At 53.5% G+C, this 22190-nt stretch carries 17 protein-coding genes, 3 tRNA genes and 3 rRNA genes; 10 read left to right on the top strand and 13 right to left on the bottom strand.

All coding sequences use genetic code 11. The features are described from left to right. The first annotated feature begins 12 nt into the window (after positions 1-12). Genes G5574_RS17705 through G5574_RS17695 form a run of 3 tightly spaced genes read left to right on the top strand, consistent with a single transcriptional unit; the run spans position 13 to position 2499 of the window. Positions 13-885, top strand: coding sequence for a phytanoyl-CoA dioxygenase family protein (locus G5574_RS17705; protein ID WP_039338604.1), 873 nt, complete (start codon positions 13-15; stop codon positions 883-885). A 23-nt stretch (positions 886-908) separates the two neighbouring features. Then, a complete protein-coding gene (locus tag G5574_RS17700) occupies positions 909-1724 on the top strand; it encodes an ABC transporter substrate-binding protein (RefSeq protein WP_039338605.1) in 816 nt (271 codons plus the stop codon). Positions 1725-1767: 43 nt separating this feature from the next. Next, positions 1768-2499 carry a class II aldolase and adducin N-terminal domain-containing protein gene (locus G5574_RS17695; RefSeq protein ID WP_162286965.1) on the top strand — a complete coding sequence of 244 codons (732 nt, stop codon included), beginning with the start codon at positions 1768-1770 and terminating at the stop codon, positions 2497-2499. An 84-nt stretch (positions 2500-2583) separates the two neighbouring features. Here the strand turns inward: G5574_RS17695 and puuE are convergent, their stop codons facing one another. From puuE to G5574_RS17680, 3 genes are read right to left on the bottom strand one after another with little or no spacing between them, the layout of a single operon-like run. Beyond that, on the bottom strand, positions 2584-3543 hold the full coding sequence (gene puuE / locus G5574_RS17690) for an allantoinase PuuE (RefSeq protein WP_033738501.1): 960 nt from the start codon (positions 3541-3543) through the stop codon (positions 2584-2586). Between the two features lie 34 nt (positions 3544-3577). Continuing rightward, positions 3578-4309, bottom strand: a complete 732-nt coding sequence (gene hpxA / locus G5574_RS17685) for an allantoin racemase (protein WP_164482982.1) — start codon at positions 4307-4309, stop codon at positions 3578-3580. Next, positions 4306-5028 carry a GntR family transcriptional regulator gene (locus G5574_RS17680; protein WP_039338613.1) on the bottom strand — a complete coding sequence of 241 codons (723 nt, stop codon included), beginning with the start codon at positions 5026-5028 and terminating at the stop codon, positions 4306-4308. Before G5574_RS17680 ends, hpxA begins: the two co-directional genes overlap by 4 nt. Positions 5029-5170: 142 nt before the next feature. On the opposite strand from G5574_RS17680, the gene G5574_RS17675 reads away from it, so the two are divergent. Continuing rightward, entirely contained in the window at positions 5171-6670 is a 1500-nt protein-coding gene (locus tag G5574_RS17675; RefSeq protein WP_164482981.1) for an NCS1 family nucleobase:cation symporter-1, read from the top strand. Positions 6671-6893: 223 nt separating this feature from the next. Here G5574_RS17675 and G5574_RS17670 read toward each other — a convergent pair. Both G5574_RS17670 and dnaQ read right to left on the bottom strand, forming a co-directional pair. After that, positions 6894-6970 (bottom strand) — tRNA-Asp (locus G5574_RS17670). 134 nt (positions 6971-7104) lie between these two features. Further along, positions 7105-7836 carry a DNA polymerase III subunit epsilon gene (gene dnaQ / locus G5574_RS17665; RefSeq protein WP_006118004.1) on the bottom strand — a complete coding sequence of 244 codons (732 nt, stop codon included), beginning with the start codon at positions 7834-7836 and terminating at the stop codon, positions 7105-7107. 53 nt (positions 7837-7889) lie between these two features. Here dnaQ and rnhA point away from each other — a divergent pair, with 53 nt between their 5' ends. Further along, the gene (rnhA, locus tag G5574_RS17660; RefSeq protein WP_006118003.1) at positions 7890-8357 is read left to right on the top strand and encodes a ribonuclease HI; all 468 of its coding nucleotides are present in this window, start codon (positions 7890-7892) and stop codon (positions 8355-8357) included. On the opposite strand, the gene G5574_RS17655 is transcribed toward rnhA, so the two are convergent. Beyond that, positions 8342-9076 (bottom strand): class I SAM-dependent methyltransferase, encoded by a 735-nt coding sequence (locus G5574_RS17655; RefSeq protein ID WP_033738493.1) that lies wholly within the window; start codon positions 9074-9076, stop codon positions 8342-8344. The two genes, rnhA and G5574_RS17655, sit on opposite strands and share 16 nt — an antisense overlap. A gap of 40 nt (positions 9077-9116) precedes the next feature. On the opposite strand from G5574_RS17655, the gene gloB reads away from it, so the two are divergent. After that, the gene (gene gloB, locus G5574_RS17650) at positions 9117-9872 is read left to right on the top strand and encodes a hydroxyacylglutathione hydrolase (RefSeq protein WP_054688126.1); all 756 of its coding nucleotides are present in this window, start codon (positions 9117-9119) and stop codon (positions 9870-9872) included. A gap of 71 nt (positions 9873-9943) precedes the next feature. After that, on the top strand, positions 9944-11320 hold the full coding sequence (gene mltD, locus G5574_RS17645; protein ID WP_033738490.1) for a murein transglycosylase D: 1377 nt from the start codon (positions 9944-9946) through the stop codon (positions 11318-11320). A gap of 100 nt (positions 11321-11420) precedes the next feature. On the opposite strand, the gene G5574_RS17640 is transcribed toward mltD, so the two are convergent. Next, positions 11421-12212, bottom strand: a complete 792-nt coding sequence (locus G5574_RS17640) for an endonuclease/exonuclease/phosphatase family protein (protein ID WP_006117999.1) — start codon at positions 12210-12212, stop codon at positions 11421-11423. A gap of 307 nt (positions 12213-12519) precedes the next feature. On the opposite strand from G5574_RS17640, the gene yafC reads away from it, so the two are divergent. Continuing rightward, positions 12520-13452 (top strand): DNA-binding transcriptional regulator YafC, encoded by a 933-nt coding sequence (gene yafC, locus G5574_RS17635; protein ID WP_054632945.1) that lies wholly within the window; start codon positions 12520-12522, stop codon positions 13450-13452. A 404-nt stretch (positions 13453-13856) separates the two neighbouring features. Here the strand turns inward: yafC and G5574_RS17630 are convergent. From G5574_RS17630 to gmhB, 6 genes are all read right to left on the bottom strand, one after another. Further along, positions 13857-13933: transfer RNA gene (locus G5574_RS17630), tRNA-Asp, on the bottom strand. Positions 13934-14170: 237 nt separating this feature from the next. Then, positions 14171-14286 (bottom strand): 5S ribosomal RNA (rrf, locus tag G5574_RS17625). 102 nt (positions 14287-14388) lie between these two features. Then, a 23S ribosomal RNA gene (locus G5574_RS17620) occupies positions 14389-17294 on the bottom strand. Positions 17295-17645: 351 nt separating this feature from the next. Beyond that, a tRNA-Glu gene (locus tag G5574_RS17615) sits at positions 17646-17720 on the bottom strand. A 92-nt stretch (positions 17721-17812) separates the two neighbouring features. Continuing rightward, a 16S ribosomal RNA gene (locus G5574_RS17610) occupies positions 17813-19348 on the bottom strand. The 16S, 23S and 5S rRNA genes sit together here with 2 tRNA genes alongside, the layout of an rRNA operon. 409 nt (positions 19349-19757) lie before the next feature. Beyond that, a complete protein-coding gene (gmhB, locus tag G5574_RS17605) occupies positions 19758-20318 on the bottom strand; it encodes a D-glycero-beta-D-manno-heptose 1,7-bisphosphate 7-phosphatase (protein ID WP_164482980.1) in 561 nt (186 codons plus the stop codon). A 188-nt stretch (positions 20319-20506) separates the two neighbouring features. On the opposite strand from gmhB, the gene metN reads away from it, so the two are divergent. Together metN and G5574_RS17595 are read left to right on the top strand one after the other, a co-directional pair. Then, complete coding sequence (gene metN, locus G5574_RS17600) at positions 20507-21538, top strand: methionine ABC transporter ATP-binding protein MetN (RefSeq protein ID WP_164482979.1); 1032 nt, start codon at positions 20507-20509, stop codon at positions 21536-21538. Next, positions 21531-22184, top strand: a complete 654-nt coding sequence (locus tag G5574_RS17595; RefSeq protein ID WP_039338652.1) for a methionine ABC transporter permease MetI — start codon at positions 21531-21533, stop codon at positions 22182-22184. The genes metN and G5574_RS17595 overlap by 8 nt, the downstream gene beginning before the upstream one ends. Positions 22185-22190: the final 6 nt, after the last annotated feature.

Here is a 22190-nt window from a genome sequence, read left to right as displayed (position 1 = left end):
GAGGGCACGACCATGATTGAACAGTGGCAGGTAGATCAGTATCACCAGCAGGGATTTCTGGTAGTTGAAAATGTCCTGACAAGCGATGAAATCGCAGCGCTACAACACGACTTTGACCAGTGGGTTGAGGAAAGCCGCAGCCAGAATGCGCCCTGGGGCGATACGCAGGATGGGCGTCCGCGTTTCGATATTGAGAGCGATCACCGTGCCGATCATCCTTCTTTGCGCCGCGTCAGCTCACCGAACGATATCTCTGCCGCCTATCGCCATGCGGCACTGCAGTCACGTATGGCGCAGATTGCCGGACAGTTAATCGGGGGCAGCGGTGCACGCTATCATCACAGTAAGATCAACTCGAAACTGCCCCATACCGCAACGAAAGTGGAGTGGCACCAGGATTTCCTGTTCACCCCGCACAGCAACGACGATATCGTGACCGCGCTGCTGATGGTCAGTGAGGTCACGCCGGAAAATGGTCCGCTGAACGTGGTGCCGGGCAGCCATCAGGGGCCGCTTTATTCACACTGGCAGGGTGGCCGCTTTACCGGTGCCGTTGATCCCGCAGTGGTGAAAGAACAGTGCCAGCAGCCTACCGCCTGTTTTGGTCCCTCGGGTTCTGTGTGCTTTATGCATACCCGACTGCTGCACGCCTCCAGTCCCAATGAAACCGAATGGCCGCGCACACTGTTTATCGCCGTGTACGCCGCTGAAGATGCACTGCCGTTCGGTGAAAACCCGTTACCCAGCCCGGATGCGGGCACGCTGGTTTACGGTCAGGAGAGCGGCATGATCCGCAGCACCGCAAACGCCTTCCGCCTGCCGCAGAAACCGCGCGGTGCTTCGTTTTTTGTTCAACAGGCCGGTAAAGATCTTGCCAACGTCTGATGGCATTTTTCAGAGAGAGAATAATGATGAAAACCTACGTGTTAAGTCTGCTTGTCGCAGGCGCTGTACTGGCGTCCTTTAACGCCTCAGCCTTTTTACAACCCGGCAAAATTATCGCCGGATCGGATATGACCTTCTTTCCGTATGAGTACATGAAGGATAATAAACCCGCCGGCTTTGACATTGAGTTTCTTGATGGTCTGGCCAAAGTGATGGGCCGTCAGGCCGTTAACATTGATACCCGTTTCCCTAACCTGATTACCGGCTTGCAGAGTAACCGGTTTGATATGACTAATTCGTCGATGTACATCACCGCCGATCGCATGAAAGTGATCGACATGATTCCCTATCTGAAAAGCGGCGAAGCTATCCTGTCGTTGAAGGGAAGCGATTACCAACCCAAAACGCCTGAAGATTTCTGCGGCCATAAAATCGGTTCGATGGGCGCCACGTCGTGGTTGCAGCAGTTACACAAACTGTCTGACGACTACTGTGTGAAAAACGGTAAACCCCCCATCGCGATTAGCGAATATTCGACCGATCCGCAGACAACGCAGGCGATGCTCTCCCATGCGGTCGAAGCACAGATTACCGATGCCGCCGTGGCGCGTGGCGTGGTGCAAAAGCTGGGCGACCGTATTCAGATTTCCTCCACGACACTTATCTATCCGGTGTTAAACGGTTTTGGCGTGAAGAAGGACAATACAGAGGTGAAAAAAGCCCTGGTCGCTGCGCTGGCTACGTTCAGTAAAACGCCTGAATATGCCGCGCTGCTCAAAAAATACCATTTTGAAGCGCCAACAGCCGACGATCTCAACACCCTGATGCCAAAACCTTAATCTCAAACGCGTGCCCGTCACGCGTTCATTTTCAGGAGGGAATATGGCGCTTTCTTTTGAAGAGCAGACCCGTATCGATCTGGCGGCGGCCTTTCGCATTATTGCCCACCTGGGCATGCATGAGGCGGTAGCGAACCATTTCAGTGCCGCAGTTTCACCGGATGGTAAGCAGTTTCTGATGAACCCAAAGTGGAAACACTTTTCACGGCTTCGCGCCAGCGACCTGCTGCTGCTCAATGCAGACGATACCGCCTGTGGAGAGCGGGATGATGTAGACGCCACGGCCTGGTCGATCCATGGGCAAATTCATCAGCGGCTGCCAGAAACCCGGGTCGTGATGCATCTGCATCCGGTTTACACCACCAGCGTCGCCTGTCTGGCGCAGCCACACATTCCGCCTGTCGATCAAAACAGTGCGCGCTACTTCAACCGTATCGCGGTGGATACCCTGTACGGGGGCATGGCAGACACTCAGGAGGAAGGCGCCCGACTGGCCAGCCTGCTGACCGATAAGCGTCGTCTGTTGATGGGTAATCACGGCGTTATGGTTACCGCCCAGACGGTGGGCGAGGCCTATGATGATATCTGGACACTGGAGCGGGCCTGCCAGATTCTGGTCACCGCCTGGTCTACCGGGCAACCGTTGAAGGTGCTGAGCGACGAGGTCGCGGAAAAAACGGCCCGTGACTGGGAAGGCATCCCCGACTTCTCTCTGCGGCATTTCGAAGAGATGAAGCAGTTGATGATTGAGGCCGATCCCACGTTATGTGACTGAGTGGGGCCGTGCGGACGACAATGCCGGAAACCGGGGCAGCGCGTGGCGACATCCTTTTGCCGTCACGCGCTTGCCGCCGGGAGATTACGCCTCTGGCGCGGGGTAGGTTTTTATCCAGTGATCGGCAATCTGCTGCCGGGTGCAAATCCACACATCTTTATGCTGCTGAATGTGGTCGAGGAAATTTTGCAAGGCGCGGAATTTTCCCGGGCGACCTAACAGGCGGCAGTGCATCCCCACCGACATCATTTTGGGCGCGGTTTCGCCTTCTTCATACAGCACGTCGAACGTATCGCGCAGATAGGTGAAGAACTGCTCTGCGGTATTGAAACCCTGGGGCGAGGCAAAGCGCATATCGTTGCATTCCAGCGTGTAAGGAATGATCAGATGGGGTTTTACCGTACCGTCCTGACAGGTGACCTGAGTCCAGAATGGCAAATCATCACCATAATAGTCGCTGTCATAACTGAAGCCGCCCTGTTCCACCACCAGCCGCCGCGTATTGGGGCTGTCGCGTCCGGTGTACCAGCCTGTGGGCGCTTTGCCAAACAGGTCCGTTAACACATCTACCGCCTGCTGCATGTGCTGACGTTCGGTTTTAGCATCAATGCCCTGATAGTGGATCCAGCGCCAGCCGTGGCTGACCACGTCATACTGCGCCTGTTTGATGGCGTCCACGATGTCCGGGTGGCGCGCCAACGCCATCGCGACGCCAAACACGGTCAGGGGCAGTCCGCGCTTCTGAAACTCATTGTGAATGCGCCAGAAACCGGCGCGGGATCCATACTCGTACAGGGATTCCATCGACATATGCCGATCCGGATAACTGGCCGCCCCAATGATGTCAGACAGGAACTGTTCTGAACCCGTGTCGCCGTGCAAAACGTTGTTTTCTGCCCCTTCCTCATAGTTGAGTACAAACTGCACCGCGACGCGCGCTTTCTTTGGCCAGCGCGCATGTGGAGGCTTTCCACCGTAACCGATCAGGTCACGCGGGTAATTCTTATTGAAGCTGTAGGTTTTTTTATCCTGGCTTTCAGTCATCACTTGCATCCTGTCGTTGAACGGGAACATCTGCTTAGTTTAGGTGCTGAAAGACACCTGAGAGCGGTTTATGTAGCGGATAAGCTAAATCGCCTTGTTTACTGGTGCCAAAACCCAGCGCCACCAGCGATTCCACCATCTTGACGGCGGCGCTGACGCCATCAATCACCGGCATCTCCAGCTCTTTTGTCAGCGACGCGGCCAGCGTTGCCATGCCCCCACAGCCTAAAACAATGGCGCCACAGCCATCTTCCCGCTTTGCCTGGATACAGCGCTGGCGCACTTTCTCCTGCGCCACGCCGCTGCCGTCTTCCAGCGCCAGCACGGGTAAATCAATAGCATGTAAAGCGGCACAATGGTGCTTAAAACCGTACTGCTGAAGTAAATGGCGTGCGATGACCAGCGTGCGGGGCAACGTCGTGACAATTGAAAAACGCGTTGCCACCAATGTGGCGGTATGCATGGCCGCCTCCGCGATACCGATGACCGGCCCGCTGGCCAGTTCGCGTGCCGCCAGCAAGCCAGGATCACCAAAACAGGCAATCACATGGCCACTGACGCCCTGCGCTTTGCCGAGCTTCACCTGTTCCAGCACGCCGATTGCCGCTATCGCCTCATCAAAATGCCCTTCAATCGACGGCACGCCCTGCGAAGGGCAAACGGCAATAATGTCCGTTCCAGGTGCGGCCACCGCGCGGGCCGCCTGACAGATGGTTTCGGTCATCGCCTGGCTGGTGTTGGGATTGATAACCTGAATCAGGCTCATGATACGGCTCCTTTATGCCCGGCAAACAGTCGGGAAAAATCCGGTAGTGTTTCGCCTCCGCGCTCAAAATGGAGGCTGGCAACGATATGTTCAAAATGGTGCTGCAGCGAGGCGGTCAGTGACACCAGGTCTTTTTCCCGGAGTCGCTGGAGTAACTGGCCGTGATCGTCACAGCGACAACCGCGCTGCCAGGGCGCGCCCCAGGTGGCAATCACCAGCGACGATCGCTGGGCCAGTTGCGTCACCAAATCTGTTAATACCTGATTGCCCGAAATCGCCTGCAACTGAATATGAAAGGCCGCGGACAGACGAATCGCCGCCGGCCCGTCATGCCGGGCAATCGCCTCTTTTTCCTGCTCAACCAGGGCCGTGAGCCCGGCCAGGTGCGGTGCCTGCAGATGTTCCAGCACCGCAGAAAGATTGCCGCACTCAAGCAGGCTTCGGGTGCGGAAAATATCCCGCGCTTCCTCCACGCCCGGTGTGGCGACATGTGCACCACGTTTGGGCGTGAGCGTGATCATTTGCACCGCAGCAAGGCGCTGCAAGACCTTACGGATGCCCGTGCGGCTCACGCCAAAGACCTCTGAAAGCGCTTCTTCCGGCAATTTGCTGCCGGGCGGCAGTTGATGTTCGACAATGGCGTTCATTAACGCCTGATAGATAGGTTCATCTTTATCATGCAGATCGGCCGCCGTTCTCTGGCCTGTTTCACTCTTCATCACCCGCTCCGGTAAACATCATTGCGTCACTTATCGTATACGTTAAAAATAAATTTTGTATACAAAAAACAAATCTGGCCTGGATCCTGCAATGTGATTTCACAAGGTTATTTTATTCATGTCTTTGAGAGGAGCAGGTTTCATGCCAAATCATTCAACGGTGGGTAACACATCGGCCTCTGAAGCCGGAAAAGCATACAGTCCGAAGCTATGTAATGCTGACCTGGCGCCTACCCGTGATCAAAACTGGTCGTGGTACAACATCTTTTCCTTCTGGATGTCGGATGTGCACAGCATGGGCGGCTACGTGGTCGCGGCAAGCTTCTTCACATTAGGGCTGGCCAGCTGGCAGGTGCTGCTGTGTTTGCTGGCAGGGATCTGTATTGTTCAGCTCTGCGCCAACCTGGTCGCTAAACCCAGCCAGATGGCCGGCGTGCCTTATGCGGTCATTTGCCGCCAGGCATTCGGTGTCTTTGGCGCCAATATTCCGGCGGTGATCCGCGGCCTGATTGCGTTTGCCTGGTACGGTATTCAGACCTGGCTGGCGGCGAATGCGCTGATGCTGGTGCTGCTGAAGTTTTATCCGTCGCTGGAAAGCCTGACGCACAGCCACTGGCTTGGCTTATCGCAACTGGGCTGGTACTGCTTTGGCGTGATGTGGGTTCTGCAGGCGATGGTGTTCTGGCACGGCATGAGTGCGATTAAGCGCTTTATTGATATCGCTGGTCCCGCCGTTTACGTCGTCATGCTGGCACTGGCGGGCTGGATTGTATACAAAACCGGATTCGACGGTATTTCGTTTACGCTGGCCAGCAAATCGCTGTCCGTCGGTGAACAAACCTGGCAGATGATTACGGCAACGGCACTGGTCGTGTCTTACTTCTCAGGCCCGCTGCTGAACTTTGGTGACTTTTCTCGCTACGGCAAAAGCATGAGTGAGGTTCGCCGGGGTAACCGCTGGGGACTGCCGTTCAATTTCCTGCTGTTCTCCATCGTGACCGTTGTGATTGTATCGGGTACGCAGTCCTTGTTTGGCAAAATGATCACCGATCCTATCGAAACCGTGAGCATGGTTGGCAGCGATTTAGCCGTGGCGATTGGCTTACTGACCATGATCACCGCGACGATTGGCATCAACATTGTGGCGAACTTCGTGTCTCCTGCTTTCGATTTTTCTAACTGCTCGCCTCAGAAAATCAGTTTTCGTACCGGGGGGATGATTGCAGCGGTGGGTTCGGTCCTGCTCACGCCGTGGAATCTGTTCCAGTCGCCTGAACTGATTCACTATACGCTGGACGTACTGGGTTCGTTTATCGGGCCTTTGTTTGGCATTCTGTTAGCCGATTTTTACCTGATCAAAGGCGGCCGTATTTCTGTGGACGATCTGTTCGATGCCACACCGCAGGGGCGCTACTGGTATCGCGGTGGATTTAACCAGAAAGCCATTGTTGCCCTGCTGCCCTCGGTCGCTATTTGTCTGGTGATTAGCTTTATCCCTTCTCTGCATCAGGTCGCCAACTTTAGCTGGTTTATCGGCGTGGCGCTGGCGGCGAGCTGCTACTGGCTGGTGGCGCGGGAAAAACAGGTTGCAGAAAAACATACGACAATCCCGTCGGGTGCCGTCGCGATGCAGAAAGACTGATTCACGCTTACTGTCAGTCAGTCCGTTTCTGTGAGGACTGGCTGTGGGAACGTCGTTCTTACCCTGCCTTTATGGGGCATTTATTGGGTGCGACGGGCATCAGGTCGAAAATACGGGATAGCACTGAACGTGACGGGGAAACCGGCTGTTGGGAGGAAGACGAGAAACGTCCAGAGCCAGAAAGCAAAAACGCCATGCTGATAACCCGCATGGCGTCAAAATTTGGCGGAACGGACGGGGCTCGAACCCGCGACCCCCTGCGTGACAGGCAGGTATTCTAACCAACTGAACTACCGCTCCGCGCTTTGTTCCCCGTCGGGAACGAGGCGCATATTAATCACATCATTACTCGCCGTCAACGGTTTTCCCCCTGCCCGCTTCCGTTTGCTGCTATTTTCGCCCCGATGTTGATTTTACACACAAATCTTTGCGACTCAGGCGCGCCAGAGGCAACTGCCCCCCTTCTTCATGATCAGATCCAGCCGTGATTCGTGATGACTGATTTCCTCATCACTGGCGGTGACCACGCGCAATCCTGATGTGGGCCGAACGATGCGCTGAATGCCTTCGCTCTGCTGCTGACGCGAGCGATCCTCCTCCGACGAGAAAGACAAGGACGTTTGTCCGCCCGTCATGGTTAAAAAGACTTCGGCCAGGATCTCGGCATCGAGCAGTGCGCCGTGCAACGTACGCTTACTGTTGTCTATCTCGTAACGTGAACACAGCGCGTCGAGGCTGTTGCGCTTACCGGGGAACATACGGCGCGCCATCGCCAGGCTGTCAGTAATCTTGCAGAAGGTTTCCGTTTTTTCGATGCCGCGCTCAAGCTTGCTGAACTCATAATCCATAAAGCCGATATCAAACGAGGCATTATGAATAACAAGTTCTGCACCACGGATGTAGTCAAGAAACTCATCGGCAATCTCACTGAAGGTCGGTTTATCCAGCAGAAACTCATCGGCAATACCGTGAACGCCAAACGCTTCCGGGTCGACCAGCCGATCGGGCTTGAGATACATGTGGAAGTTGTTCCCTGTCAGGCGACGGTTCACCACTTCAACGGCACCGATCTCAATGATGCGGTGACCTTCATAATGCACCCCGATCATATTCATACCGGTGGTTTCAGTATCGAGAACGATTTGGCGGTTATTTGCAGTGCTCATAGGGCTCGTTTTATGTCAGACTTGGCGTTTTGTCAGAAGGAAGTCTACCAGAGATGCGCAAACAGGTAGAAATTTATACCGATGGTTCCTGCCTCGGCAACCCGGGCCCGGGGGGTTATGGCGCAATTTTGCGTTATGGGCAACATGAAAAAACATTTAGCGCCGGTTACCGCCTGACGACCAATAATCGCATGGAACTGATGGCGGCTATCGTCTCGCTGGAAGCCCTGAAACAACCCTGTGACGTGGTATTGAGTACCGACAGTCAGTATGTGCGCCAGGGCATTACGCAATGGATTCATAACTGGAAAAAACGCGGCTGGAAAACAGCCGATAAGAAGCCGGTTAAAAACGTCGATCTGTGGCAACGGCTTGATACTGCGCTCAGCACCCATCAGATTCAATGGGAGTGGGTTAAAGGCCATGCGGGCCACCCAGAGAATGAACGCTGCGATGAACTGGCACGCCATGCCGCAAACCATCCGGCTTTTGATGATATCGGCTATCAACCAGAATCCTGATCGTTGACGTGTCTGAACTGCCGTGTCGCATTCACAGGCTGCGGCAGAGGCCTTTTGCTCAGACTCATTCTTGCCTTGGTCGGCGTGAGGGGGAAACTGCGCTTACGCGCAACGACGATATTCAGGCACCCCAAAGCAGGTAAGTGAGCGCTGATCATTCTGCCGCCCTGCCGGTGCCAGGGCAACACCTGAAAACGCGTACGAAAGACCACTTCATAATTCAGCAATCCCAGCCAGTCCAGTAATCGCATCTGGCTGAACATGCGCCCGCTCCAGGGCGCTTTACGCTGTATTCCGGGTAGTATTTTACTGATACCCAGCAGACTGAACGGATTGAAGCCGCTGATTATCATCCAGCCATCATCGATCAATACCCGGTCCACTTCCCGCAATACCCGGTGGGGATCCTGACTCCAGGATAACGTATGGGCCAGTAAACAGGCATCGACAGATTTGGCTTCGAACGGGAGCTGGGTGGGATGCGCCAGGACCTGTAAGCCTTCACCTTCGACACCTACGCTGACCTGATGGGAAATCGCGCACTGTTCCGTATTGATTTCTGCGCTGAGGTTGCCAAGCTTAAGCATATGAAAGCCATAAAGCTTTCCGAGGTAAGGCTGAAGTTGCTGCGTCAGGGCATCGCGAAAGTAAATGCCCCATGGCATATCGTGCCATGAGCGTGGGGCGTTCAGGATTTGGCGTGTCTTGGCGGGCTTCATGCTTTACCATTTTCCTTTTAACGACCAGCGAGAGGTATTTATGAATCTTACCAGCATTCCTGCACTGCAAGATAACTACATCTGGACGTTAACAGATGACGAAGGAAAATGCCTGATTGTTGACCCGGGTGAAGCCCAGCCGGTTCTGGAGAAAATTCAGGCCAATGGCTGGCAGCCTGTCGCCATTTTGCTGACGCATCATCATAACGATCATGTCGGTGGCGTGAAAACGCTCTGTGAACATTTTCCCGAGATTGCCGTTTACGGTCCGCAGGAAACGGCAGATAAAGGGGCAAAAACATGCGTGCGTGAAGGAGATAACGTTGACGTTTTGGGCCTGTCATTCGCGGTCATCGCTACGCCGGGGCACACTTTAGGACATATCTCATATTACAGTGCACCTTATCTTTTTTGTGGAGATACGATGTTCTCAGGTGGTTGCGGACGGCTTTTCGAAGGCACCCCTGAGCAAATGTACCAATCCTTTCAAAAGCTTAATTCGCTCCCGGAAGACACATTGGTGTGCTGTGCGCATGAATATACTTTATCCAATTTGAAGTTTGCTGCGGCAATTTTACCCCACGATCCGCAAATAACGGCTGAATACCATAAAATTAAGGACTTACGGGCCGAAAACCGCATTACTTTACCTACAAAACTGGCCCATGAGCGCGTGATAAATTTATTTCTCCGAACGCAAGATGCTGATTTACAACGCGCTTTAAACGTTGATGCTGGGGTTGGGCCCGTATGGCAAACATTTGCTGTTCTACGCGAGAAGAAAGACGCTTTTTGATTTTTCGGGTTGTGTTGTGAAGGACCGTCACGTATAGTTGCTCGTCTTTTAAGCGAACTATTGACACACACATGAAGGCTAAAGCGATATTATTCGCCTCGGTCTTGCTGGTAGGATGTCAGGCATCACGGAATGACGCCAATATCCCCGAACAGCATGCCCAGAGTCTGTCTTCAGCTGGTCAAAGTGAAAATGGAAAATACGGTGATCGACTTTTATCGCCGCGATGGCAGGAAGATGGAACTGGCCTCGCAGAAGATAATGATCTCTGGCGTTTCATTAGTGACGAGTTGAAGATGGGGATTCCGGAAAACGCCCGGATCCGCGAACAGAAATTAAAGTTTTTAAAAAATAAGAGCTATCTCCACGATGTAACATTACGGGCAGAGCCGTACATGTACTGGATAGTCGAGCAGATTAAGAAACGTAATATGCCGATGGAACTGGTACTGCTACCCATAGTGGAGAGCGCTTTTGATCCTCACGCAACGTCATCTGCAAATGCCGCTGGCATCTGGCAGATCGTTGGGAGTACGGGTCGAAACTATGGTTTAAAACAGAACCGTTACTACGATGGTCGTCGCGATGTTGTCGCCTCAACGAAAGTAGCACTGGATATGATGCAGCGTCTTAATACGATGTTTGGTGGTGACTGGCTTTTGACAGTGGCGGCTTACAACAGCGGAGAAGGACGGGTACTCAAAGCGATTAAACAGAACAAGGCGCGCGGTAAGCCTACCGACTTCTGGCATCTTTCGCTTCCACGTGAAACCACGGTTTATGTACCAAAAATGTTGGCCTTGAGCGAGTTGCTTAAGCACAACAAGCGTTATGGTATCAAACTGCCGACGCCTGACGAAAACCGTGCTCTGGCACGCGTTGAAGTGGGTCAGCAGATAAAACTGACGCAGGCCGCAGAAATGGCGGGGATGTCGCTCACCAAGTTGAAGAGCTTCAATACCGGTTATAAAGGCGGCGCAACAGCACCCAATGGGCCACATTACATTCTGGTGCCGAAGTCTAACGTCGCAAAGCTGCGTGATTCACTGGCTTCCGGTGATATCTCTGCCGTGCAGCCCACACAACTGGCGAAAGCCAGCAATGAGGGGGGCTACAAAGTGCGAAGCGGCGATACCTTATCCGGTATTGCGAATAAGTTAGGCGTCAGCGTGGCCGCACTGAAGCAGCAAAATAACCTGCGCAGTGCCAGTATTCGTCCCGGTCAGTTACTGACTGTGGGTTCGAATGGCACGAGCCTGGCGGATAATAGCAACAGCATCACCTATCGCGTTCGTAAGGGTGATTCTCTTGACAGTATCGCCCGTCGTCACGGCGTTAACATCAAAGACGTGATGCGCTGGAACAGTGTTGTGAGTAACGCAAAAGATATTCAGCCTGGTGACGAGCTCACGTTGTTCGTTAAGAATAACGCAACACCAGATACCTGATACGTTGAAAAGGCTGACATTTGTCAGCCTTTTTTCTTGTTTGATTCTACATCCTGCCTGTGACCACGTTCTCTCTGCCCTTTCCTGCCTGATGTCACCTTTATCGTCTGGTACTGAACTCAACCAAAAGTGGATTATGGTCGGATGCCTGCGTCACCAGAACCGAGGCTTCACTGACGTGTATATCGCGATAAAAAACGAAATCTAAAGGTCTGCCAAAGGCTTTACGTCGGTGGTCGGCGGTAAACATCACCTCTTCCAGTTTCATCTGATGCGCAAAGCGATAGAGGGCGTTAATGCGCTGGCGGCTCCAGGCGTTGAAGTCGCCCGCCATAATGACAGGCCCGCGATGATGGATAATCTGTTCGCCAATGGGGCCGAGCTGCTTGCTGTAAACATCCACGCCCAGGCTAAAATTTACCGCGTGGATGTTCACCACCATCAGCATCTCGCCCGTGGGAAGCGGATACGCCGTGACTAAGGCGGATTTTGAGAGCCTTAACAGGGGTTCTCGCTCGCGCAGGGGGCAACAATAAACAGGGTGAGCAGAAGCTAACGTCATGACGCCAGAGGGGTGCTGAGGCAGCACTAAAGCCGGAACCTGATCGGCCGCCAGATAGTTACTGGTCGCAAAGCGGATTAGCTCGGGCGTCGTCTGCGCTTCCTGAAGCAGAACCAAATGGGCATCCTTACCAAACCCTTCCAGCACGGACATCCAGTCAGCGCGCTGCTGCTTAAAGATATTCCATACTAATACTTTCAAAGTGGGATCGGCGGGGAGTGGCTCACCCGGTGGCAGTGCCTGGCCGAGATGAAACATGGCACCCGGAGGAAAGATCCTTTCCGCTGGCTGTCCGGCTACATATCTCATCGCATAGGTTTTTTTGCGCACTGTCCCGCCTGGCTAATCATTCAGAAATTCATGTCACTTATCTGTTATAGGGATTTTAGTACGCAGTTTCAATCGATGCCGACGATTGTTCGAGACCGCCCTCCCACTTTATTGTCGTCACGAATGGCGTAATCCGGCCTGTGCAGACCGTTTCTTCCACTAAAAAGATAACCGGCCTGACGGAAAGCCGCTTTCGTCTTCTTTAGCCCGCTTTACCAAAAAGCCATCCGCGCCAAGGGGGTAAACGGCAGGCTGTGCTTTAATTAGCAGTATATGGCCTCAGGCGCTATTTCACGTGAAGGAAACAATGAAGGCATCTTCTGAAGAACTCAAAGTATTTGTCAGCGTGGTTGAAAACGGGAGCTTCAGCCGCGCGGCGGACGCCTTGCAGATGGCCAATTCCGCCGTCAGCCGCACGATCAAAAAACTGGAAAACAAACTCGGACTGGCTTTACTGACGCGCACCACACGCAATCTTGCCTTAACGCAGGAAGGAGAACGTTATTTCCAGCAGGTTCAGCATTTTCTTCAGGTGATGACGGCCGCAGAAGACGCGTTGATAGAGAGCCGTCATGCGCCCAAGGGATTGTTACGTATTGATGCCGCCACTCCTGTCATACTGCATCTCCTGATGCCCATGATAAAAGCTTTTCGGGAGCGCTATCCCGAGATTGCCCTTTCACTGATTTCATCTGAAAACTTCATTAATCTCATCGAGCGTAAAGTCGATGTGGCGATTCGGGCAGGCAGCCTTACCGATTCAGGCCTGCGGGCACGACTGCTGTTCACCAGCTATCGCCGCTTTATTGCCTCTCCCGGGTATCTGGAGAAATATGGTATTCCTGTGCGCGCAGCCGATCTGGATAATCATCAGTGTCTCGGTTTTATTGATGCGCCACGTCTTAACCGCTGGCCAATCGCCTGTAACGATGGGGAACTTTACATCATCCGTTCGGAACTGGATTCTAACAGCGGAGAAACCATCAAGCAGCTTTGTCTGGACGGTAATGGAATTGCCTGCCTTTCTGATTATATGGTGCATAAAGAGATCGCTGACGGAAGTCTGGTGGAGATCCTGGCCGATCAACGTTTACCGGTAGAGATGCCGTTCAATGCTGTCTATTACAGCGATCTTGGCGTAAGCCAGCGCGTGCGTGCCTTTATTGATTTTTTAAGCGAATGGGTAGTAGAGCAACCCTGGCATATACAGGCTCAGTTACAGCCGTACACCCACACCTGAAAGCAGTAACTTCCCTCCCCCAAACTGTTTAAACATCATCTTCTGATGACGTTTACAGCGCAAATCCAGCCTCGTTTGCAGCCGTTCTGCGTCCCTGAAAGCGCAGGAGGGCGTAAGCGAATACGGCGTCGTGAGAATGACCGCCTGATGGTGAGTGCAAAGAGGGTGAGGTGAAGCCGGACCTTCAAAAACGCCTGTTCTGAGCGCCAGTCGAGGACAGACCAGAAGGTCAGCAGGAAGATTATGCAGCCGGGAGAGTACGCGGAAGTAATGTCTTTTATATTAAGGAAAGGACTGAGTAGCACGCCAATGCGCGATCAATAAGCTGTGAAGTGATTGCCCTGGGCTGGTTGCCGTAGAAATGGAAAAAGCCCTGACCGTTAAGTCAGGGCTTTCCAATTAAGTGGCGGAACGGACGGGGCTCGAACCCGCGACCCCCTGCGTGACAGGCAGGTATTCTAACCAACTGAACTACCGCTCCACCGATTCTGTACTGATCGCAGAAAAACGTTCTGCTGTCAGGTGTTTCGCCCTTCCGCGTCACCGGTAAGGTCATGACCAGCGTGCTGGTCTTAAATTAATGCCTGGCAGTTTATGAATCACGCTGTGATTCACCCTTCGGGCCGCTGCGTTGGAGCGTTCAAAAGCGTTCGCTTTTGTCCTGCTCTCTGTCGAGTAGCGAACTGCCCGAAGTTACGTGCAGGTTTTTTAATTTAATGCCTGGCAGTTCCCTACTCTCGCATGGGGAGACCCCACACTACCATCGGCGCTACGGCGTTTCACTTCTGAGTTCGGCATGGGGTCAGGTGGGACCACCGCGCTACAGCCGCCAGGCAGATTCTGTCTGCCGCGCCGCCCCCTCGGGCCGCACGGCGTTATCCGGTAAACAAGGCTGAAAATTCTTCTGTCTCTCAACCAAAACGCCTCTGGCGTTGTAAGGTTAAGCCTCACGGGTCATTAGTACCGGTAAGCTCAACGCATCGCTGCGCTTACACACCCGGCCTATCAACGTCGTCGTCTTCAACGTCCCTTCAGGAGACTTAAAGTCTCAGGGAGAACTCATCTCGGGGCAAGTTTCGTGCTTAGATGCTTTCAGCACTTATCTTTTCCGCACTTAGCTACCGGGCAGTGCCACTGGCGTGACAACCCGGACACCAGCGGTGCGTTCACTCCGGTCCTCTCGTACTAGGAGCAACCCCCCTCAATTCTCCAGCGCCCACGGCAGATAGGGACCGAACTGTCTCACGACGTTCTAAACCCAGCTCGCGTACCACTTTAAACGGCGAACAGCCGTACCCTTGGGACCTACTTCAGCCCCAGGATGTGATGAGCCGACATCGAGGTGCCAAACACCGCCGTCGATATGAACTCTTGGGCGGTATCAGCCTGTTATCCCCGGAGTACCTTTTATCCGTTGAGCGATGGCCCTTCCATTCAGAACCACCGGATCACTATGACCTGCTTTCGCACCTGCTCGAGCCGTCACTCTCGCAGTCAAGCTGGCTTATGCCATTGCACTAACCTCCTGATGTCCGACCAGGATTAGCCAACCTTCGTGCTCCTCCGTTACGCTTTGGGAGGAGACCGCCCCAGTCAAACTACCCACCAGACACTGTCCGCAGCCCGGATTACGGGCCCACGTTAGAACACCAAACATTAAAGGGTGGTATTTCAAGGACGGCTCCACGCAGACTGGCGTCCACGCTTCAAAGCCTCCCACCTATCCTACACATCAAGGCTCAGTGTTCAGTGTCAAGCTGTAGTAAAGGTTCACGGGGTCTTTCCGTCTTGCCGCGGGTACACTGCATCTTCACAGCGATTTCAATTTCACTGAGTCTCGGGTGGAGACAGCCTGGCCATCATTACGCCATTCGTGCAGGTCGGAACTTACCCGACAAGGAATTTCGCTACCTTAGGACCGTTATAGTTACGGCCGCCGTTTACCGGGGCTTCGATCAAGAGCTTCTCCTTACGGATAACCCCATCAATTAACCTTCCGGCACCGGGCAGGCGTCACACCGTATACGTCCACTTTCGTGTTTGCACAGTGCTGTGTTTTTAATAAACAGTTGCAGCCAGCTGGTATCTTCGACTGGCCTCGGCTCCGGGAGCAAGTCCCCTCACCTACGCGCCAGCGTGCCTTCTCCCGAAGTTACGGCACCATTTTGCCTAGTTCCTTCACCCGAGTTCTCTCAAGCGCCTGGGTATTCTCTACCTGACCACCTGTGTCGGTTTGGGGTACGATTTCGTGTTACCTGATGCTTAGAGGCTTTTCCTGGAAGCAGGGCATTTATCACTTCAGCACCGTAGTGCCTCGTCGTCACGCCTCAGTGTAAAGTGCACCGGATTTGCCTGGCGCACACACCTACACGCTTAAACCGGGACAACCGTCGCCCGGCCGATATAGCCTTCTCCGTCCCCCCTTCGCAGTAACACCAAGTACAGGAATATTAACCTGTTTCCCATCGACTACGCCTTTCGGCCTCGCCTTAGGGGTCGACTCACCCTGCTCCGATTAACGTTGAACAGGAACCCTTGGTCTTCCGGCGACAAGGTTTTTCACCTTGTTTATCGTTACTTATGTCAGCATTCGCACTTCTGATACCTCCAGCATGCCTCACAGCACACCTTCAACGGCTTACAGAACGCTCCCCTACCCAACAACGCTTACGCGTCGCTGCCGCAGCTTCGGTGCATGGTTTAGCCCCGTTACATCTTCCGCGCAGGCCGACTCGACCAGTGAGCTATTACGCTTTCTTTAAATGATGGCTGCTTCTAAGCCAACATCCTGGCTGTCTGTGCCTTCCCACATCGTTTCCCACTTAACCATGACTTTGGGACCTTAGCTGGCGGTCTGGGTTGTTTCCCTCTTCACGACGGACGTTAGCACCCGCCGTGTGTCTCCCGTGATAACATTCTCCGGTATTCGCAGTTTGCATCGGGTTGGTAAGCCGGGATGGCCCCCTAGCCGAAACAGTGCTCTACCCCCGGAGATGAGTTCACGAGGCGCTACCTAAATAGCTTTCGGGGAGAACCAGCTATCTCCCGGTTTGATTGGCCTTTCACCCCCAGCCACAGGTCATCCGCTAATTTTTCAACATTAGTCGGTTCGGTCCTCCAGTTAGTGTTACCCAACCTTCAACCTGCCCATGGCTAGATCACCGGGTTTCGGGTCTATACCCTGCAACTTAACGCCCAGTTAAGACTCGGTTTCCCTGCGGCTCCCCTATACGGTTAACCTTGCTACAGAATATAAGTCGCTGACCCATTATACAAAAGGTACGCAGTCACACCACGAAGGTGCTCCCACTGCTTGTACGTACACGGTTTCAGGTTCTGTTTCACTCCCCTCGCCGGGGTTCTTTTCGCCTTTCCCTCACGGTACTGGTTCACTATCGGTCAGTCAGGAGTATTTAGCCTTGGAGGATGGTCCCCCCATATTCAGACAGGATACCACGTGTCCCGCCTTACTCATCGAACTCACAGCCTGTGCACCTTTGTGTACGGGAGTATCACCCTGTACCCTGCGACTTTCCAGACGCTTCCACTGATGCACAAGCTGATGCAGGTTCTGGGCTCCTCCCCGTTCGCTCGCCGCTACTGGGGGAATCTCGGTTGATTTCTTTTCCTCGGGGTACTTAGATGTTTCAGTTCCCCCGGTTCGCCTCATGCCGCTATGGATTCACTGCATGATAGTGTGACGAATCACACTGGGTTTCCCCATTCGGGTATCGCCGGTTATAGCGGTTCATATCACCTTACCGGCGCTTATCGCAGATTAGCACGCCCTTCATCGCCTCTGACTGCCAGGGCATCCACCGTGTACGCTTGGTCGCTTAACCTCACAACCCACAGGCGTTTATCTGTTTACCGTAACGGCTGCGCGTAAAGAATGCATCGTTGCGCGGTGCCCGCCATGCTCACGTACTTCAGTACGCTCCGCTGGCTGTGCGCCGACGCGCCTTGCTTTCTTTACTGCTCGCGCGCTACTGCATAACAGTTGCTTGTAAGCTGTAAGCTTTTGAGAGACCCGAACGCATCGTGCTGTGTTCCTTATTACGGAGGAACACGACGTGCGTCGTTTCAAATTTTCAGCTTGTTCCGGATTGTTAAAGAGCAAATATCTCAAACGTGACCCTGAGGCCAGTTTTGAGATACTTCGTGGAGACACCTTTCACCTGTCACCAAGCAAGTGGCGTCCCCTAGGGGATTCGAACCCCTGTTGCCGCCGTGAAAGGGCGGAGTCCTAACCGCTAGACGAAGGGGACACGTACGTGTGTCTCGACTTCGCAGCCGTCTTGCTTCTTCAGCTTTCTATCAGACAATCTGTGTGAGCACTTCGCACGAAGGTATCTTCAGGTAAGGAGGTGATCCAACCGCAGGTTCCCCTACGGTTACCTTGTTACGACTTCACCCCAGTCATGAATCACAAAGTGGTAAGCGCCCTCCCGAGGGTTAAGCTACCTACTTCTTTTGCAACCCACTCCCATGGTGTGACGGGCGGTGTGTACAAGGCCCGGGAACGTATTCACCGTGGCATTCTGATCCACGATTACTAGCGATTCCGACTTCACGGAGTCGAGTTGCAGACTCCGATCCGGACTACGACGCACTTTATGAGGTCCGCTTGCTCTCGCGAGGTCGCTTCTCTTTGTATGCGCCATTGTAGCACGTGTGTAGCCCTACTCGTAAGGGCCATGATGACTTGACGTCATCCCCACCTTCCTCCGGTTTATCACCGGCAGTCTCCTTTGAGTTCCCGACCGAATCGCTGGCAACAAAGGATAAGGGTTGCGCTCGTTGCGGGACTTAACCCAACATTTCACAACACGAGCTGACGACAGCCATGCAGCACCTGTCTCAGCGTTCCCGAAGGCACCAATCCATCTCTGGAAAGTTCGCTGGATGTCAAGAGTAGGTAAGGTTCTTCGCGTTGCATCGAATTAAACCACATGCTCCACCGCTTGTGCGGGCCCCGTCAATTCATTTGAGTTTTAACCTTGCGGCCGTACTCCCCAGGCGGTCGACTTAACGCGTTAGCTCCGGAAGCCACTCCTCAAGGGAACAACCTCCAAGTCGACATCGTTTACGGCGTGGACTACCAGGGTATCTAATCCTGTTTGCTCCCCACGCTTTCGCACCTGAGCGTCAGTCTTCGTCCGGGGCCGCCTTCGCCACCGGTATTCCTCCAGATCTCTACGCATTTCACCGCTACACGAATTCTACCCCCCTCTACGAGACTCAAGCCTGCCAGTTTCAAATGCAGTTCCCAGGTTAAGCCCGGGGATTTCACATCTGACTTAACAGACCGCCTGCGTGCGCTTTACGCCCAGTAATTCCGATTAACGCTTGCACCCTCCGTATTACCGCGGCTGCTGGCACGGAGTTAGCCGGTGCTTCTTCTGCGGGTAACGTCAATTGCTGAGGTTATTAACCTCAGCACCTTCCTCCCCGCTGAAAGTACTTTACAACCCGAAGGCCTTCTTCATACACGCGGCATGGCTGCATCAGGCTTGCGCCCATTGTGCAATATTCCCCACTGCTGCCTCCCGTAGGAGTCTGGACCGTGTCTCAGTTCCAGTGTGGCTGGTCATCCTCTCAGACCAGCTAGGGATCGTCGCCTAGGTGGGCCGTTACCCCGCCTACAAGCTAATCCCATCTGGGCACATCCGATGGTGTGAGGCCCGGAGGTCCCCCACTTTGGTCTTGCGACGTTATGCGGTATTAGCTACCGTTTCCAGTAGTTATCCCCCTCCATCGGGCAGTTTCCCAGACATTACTCACCCGTCCGCCACTCGTCACCCGAGGAGCAAGCTCCTCTGTGCTACCGTCCGACTTGCATGTGTTAGGCCTGCCGCCAGCGTTCAATCTGAGCCATGATCAAACTCTTCAATTTAAAGTTTGATTTGCTGCAACCAGTGCAGCGATGCTCAAGGAAAACGTCGTAATGAATTTCACTACGTGTTCACTCTTAAGACTTGATATTTTTTTGCGTCCGGAGACGCGGATATCAATCCTGCGAGTGCCCACACAGATTGTCTGATAAATTGTTAAAGAGCAGTGCAACCAGCGGGTTAACCGTCTGTTGCGAGGTGGCGTATATTACGCTTTCCTCCTTCAGAGTCAACCTCTTTTTCAGAAGTTTTTCTCCGGCGAAAACTCCGGGGAGTTCTCTGCTGAACACCGCGTTACGTAAGCCGTTGTGCCGTGTCAGTGGAGGCGCATTATAGGGAAGCTTTCGCAGAGCGCAAGTGCAAATTTAAACTTTTTTGCTGTTCGTCTGAAATTTGCACAAAAGCGCTGTTTTAACCCTTTTTAATACGGGAAGGGAGCGCCGCAAGACTCTCTATTACCCAGTCAGCCAATGCCTCGCCTTCCGGCGTAACCGGCTTCCCACTGCGCACTAACACTTTCTTACCGACACCGGCGGCCTGGGCAGCCTGCATATCTTCCAGCTTATCCCCTACCATATAAGACGCAGCCATATCGATATGCAGCTCTTCTTGCGCCGCCAGCAGCATGCCGGGTTGCGGTTTACGGCAGTCGCACTGCTGGCGATACGCTTCTACCGTCGCATCCGGGTGATGTGGACAGAAATAGATCCCATCAAGGTCGACATCGCGATCGGCCAGCGACCAGTCCATCCACTCGGTAAGCTGCATAAACTGATCTTCACTAAACATGCCACGTGCGATGCCAGACTGGTTTGTCACGATAACCAGCGCAAAGCCCATCTTTTTGAGTTGCTGCAACGCTTCAATTACACCATCGATAAACTGGAAATGATCGATTTCGTGGACATAGCCGTGATCAACATTGAGGGTGCCATCGCGATCGAGAAAAATGGCCGGGACTTTATTCGCCACGTAGAAACTCCTGCTATAAAAATTGCCGCTCAGTATCGCACGATTGTCATAAAAGGGAGAATGCCCGTTTACATGACTTCGATTGATTTAGACGTCTGGATGCCTTAACATCCATTCAGCTTATGCATGCTGTCCTTTATGGCAGCACACCAGACCACGGATAATGCAAGACGGCAATAAATAACGTAATGATTAAATTAGAAAATATAACCAAAGTGTTCCAGCAAGGTTCGCGAACGATAAAGGCGTTATCTAACGTCAGCCTGCATGTCCCGGCCGGACAGATCTATGGCGTCATCGGCGCATCCGGTGCCGGAAAAAGTACGCTGATTCGTTGCGTGAATCTGCTCGAACGCCCTTCTTCAGGTCGTGTGTTGGTTGATGGCGCGGATTTAACGGCGCTGAGCGAACGACAGCTGACGCAGGCCCGCCGCCAGATTGGTATGATTTTTCAGCACTTCAACCTGATGAACTCCCGCACCGTCGCTGGCAATGTTGCGCTGCCATTAGAGTTGGGTAGCCTTTCTCGTGATGAAATTAAAAAGCGCGTCTCTGAGCTCCTGGAGCTGGTCGGCCTGGCGGATAAGCACGATGCCTGGCCTGCCAATCTCTCCGGCGGGCAAAAACAGCGTGTTGCCATTGCCCGCGCTCTGGCCAGTAACCCGAAAGTTCTGCTGTGTGATGAAGCCACCAGCGCATTAGATCCAGCGACCACGCGCTCAATTCTGGAATTACTGAAAGATATTAACCGCCGTCTGGGCCTGACTATTCTGTTAATTACCCATGAGATGGATGTGGTGAAACGCATCTGCGATCAGGTTGCGGTCATCAGCCAGGGTGAGCTGATCGAGAAAGACAGCGTAAGTGAAGTCTTCTCGCACCCCAAAACCCCGCTGGCGCAACAGTTCATCCAGTCAACCCTGCATCTGGATATTCCAGACGACTACCAGCAGCGCCTGTCGCCCGAAGCGGGCCCTGACAGCATGCCATTACTGCGTATGGAATTTACCGGCCAGTCCGTCGATGCTCCATTGCTGTCTGAAGCAGCGCGGCGTTTCAATATCAATAACAACATTATCAGTGCGCAGATGGATTACGCCAGCGGTGTGAAGTTTGGCATCATGCTGGCGGAAATTCACGGTAGCGAAAGCGATACACAAGCCGCCATTCAGTGGCTGCAGGAACATCATGTCAAAGTCGAGGTATTAGGTTATGTCTGAAGCGATGATTGCGCTGCTGGGGCGCGGCGTCTGGGAAACGTTGATGATGACCTTTGTCTCTGGCTTTTTCGGCTTCGTTCTGGGTTTACCGGTCGGCGTACTGCTGTATGTTACCCGTCCGGGACAGATTCTTGAAAACAAAGGGCTGTACCGTGTGCTGTCCGCCCTGGTTAACGTTTTCCGCTCGATCCCTTTCATTATCCTCCTTGTGTGGATGATTCCGTTTACCCGCGTCATCGTTGGAACCTCTATTGGCTTACAGGCGGCCATCGTGCCCCTGACTGTCGGTGCGGCACCGTTTATTGCCCGTATGGTTGAAAATGCCCTGCTGGAACTCCCGACCGGGTTAATTGAAGCATCACGCGCGATGGGTGCCACGCCGATGCAAATCGTGCGCAAAGTCCTGCTGCCTGAAGCCCTGCCCGGTCTTGTTAACGCGGCCACCATTACGTTGATTACCCTGGTAGGTTACTCGGCGATGGGCGGCGCAGTAGGCGCGGGCGGCCTCGGACAAATTGGCTACCAGTATGGTTATATCGGATATAACGCGACGGTGATGAATACGGTATTAGTGTTATTAGTCGTTTTGGTGTATCTCATACAATTCTGTGGCGACCGCATCGTGCGTGCTGTGTCCCATAAATAAGCAAGC

Source organism: Pantoea stewartii, from assembly GCF_011044475.1.
GTDB classification, from domain to species: domain Bacteria; phylum Pseudomonadota; class Gammaproteobacteria; order Enterobacterales; family Enterobacteriaceae; genus Pantoea; species Pantoea stewartii.
Note: the sequence above shows the minus strand (reverse complement) of the source record. Positions and strands in the feature narration are given on the sequence as shown.

What these genes read in the sequence shown, in the direction of transcription:
- G5574_RS17705 (WP_039338604.1), top strand. Translation starts at nt 13, where the DNA reads ATGATTGAACAGTGGCAGGTAGATCAGTATCACCAGCAGGGATTTCTG.
- G5574_RS17700 (WP_039338605.1), top strand. Translation starts at nt 909, where the DNA reads ATGATGAAAACCTACGTGTTAAGTCTGCTTGTCGCAGGCGCTGTACTG.
- G5574_RS17695 (WP_162286965.1), top strand. Translation starts at nt 1,768, where the DNA reads ATGGCGCTTTCTTTTGAAGAGCAGACCCGTATCGATCTGGCGGCGGCC.
- puuE (WP_033738501.1), bottom strand. Translation starts at nt 3,543, where the DNA reads ATGACTGAAAGCCAGGATAAAAAAACCTACAGCTTCAATAAGAATTAC.
- hpxA (WP_164482982.1), bottom strand. Translation starts at nt 4,309, where the DNA reads ATGAGCCTGATTCAGGTTATCAATCCCAACACCAGCCAGGCGATGACC.
- G5574_RS17680 (WP_039338613.1), bottom strand. Translation starts at nt 5,028, where the DNA reads ATGAAGAGTGAAACAGGCCAGAGAACGGCGGCCGATCTGCATGATAAA.
- G5574_RS17675 (WP_164482981.1), top strand. Translation starts at nt 5,171, where the DNA reads ATGCCAAATCATTCAACGGTGGGTAACACATCGGCCTCTGAAGCCGGA.
- dnaQ (WP_006118004.1), bottom strand. Translation starts at nt 7,836, where the DNA reads ATGAGCACTGCAAATAACCGCCAAATCGTTCTCGATACTGAAACCACC.
- rnhA (WP_006118003.1), top strand. Translation starts at nt 7,890, where the DNA reads ATGCGCAAACAGGTAGAAATTTATACCGATGGTTCCTGCCTCGGCAAC.
- G5574_RS17655 (WP_033738493.1), bottom strand. Translation starts at nt 9,076, where the DNA reads ATGAAGCCCGCCAAGACACGCCAAATCCTGAACGCCCCACGCTCATGG.
- gloB (WP_054688126.1), top strand. Translation starts at nt 9,117, where the DNA reads ATGAATCTTACCAGCATTCCTGCACTGCAAGATAACTACATCTGGACG.
- mltD (WP_033738490.1), top strand. Translation starts at nt 9,944, where the DNA reads ATGAAGGCTAAAGCGATATTATTCGCCTCGGTCTTGCTGGTAGGATGT.
- yafC (WP_054632945.1), top strand. Translation starts at nt 12,520, where the DNA reads ATGAAGGCATCTTCTGAAGAACTCAAAGTATTTGTCAGCGTGGTTGAA.
- metN (WP_164482979.1), top strand. Translation starts at nt 20,507, where the DNA reads ATGATTAAATTAGAAAATATAACCAAAGTGTTCCAGCAAGGTTCGCGA.
- G5574_RS17595 (WP_039338652.1), top strand. Translation starts at nt 21,531, where the DNA reads ATGTCTGAAGCGATGATTGCGCTGCTGGGGCGCGGCGTCTGGGAAACG.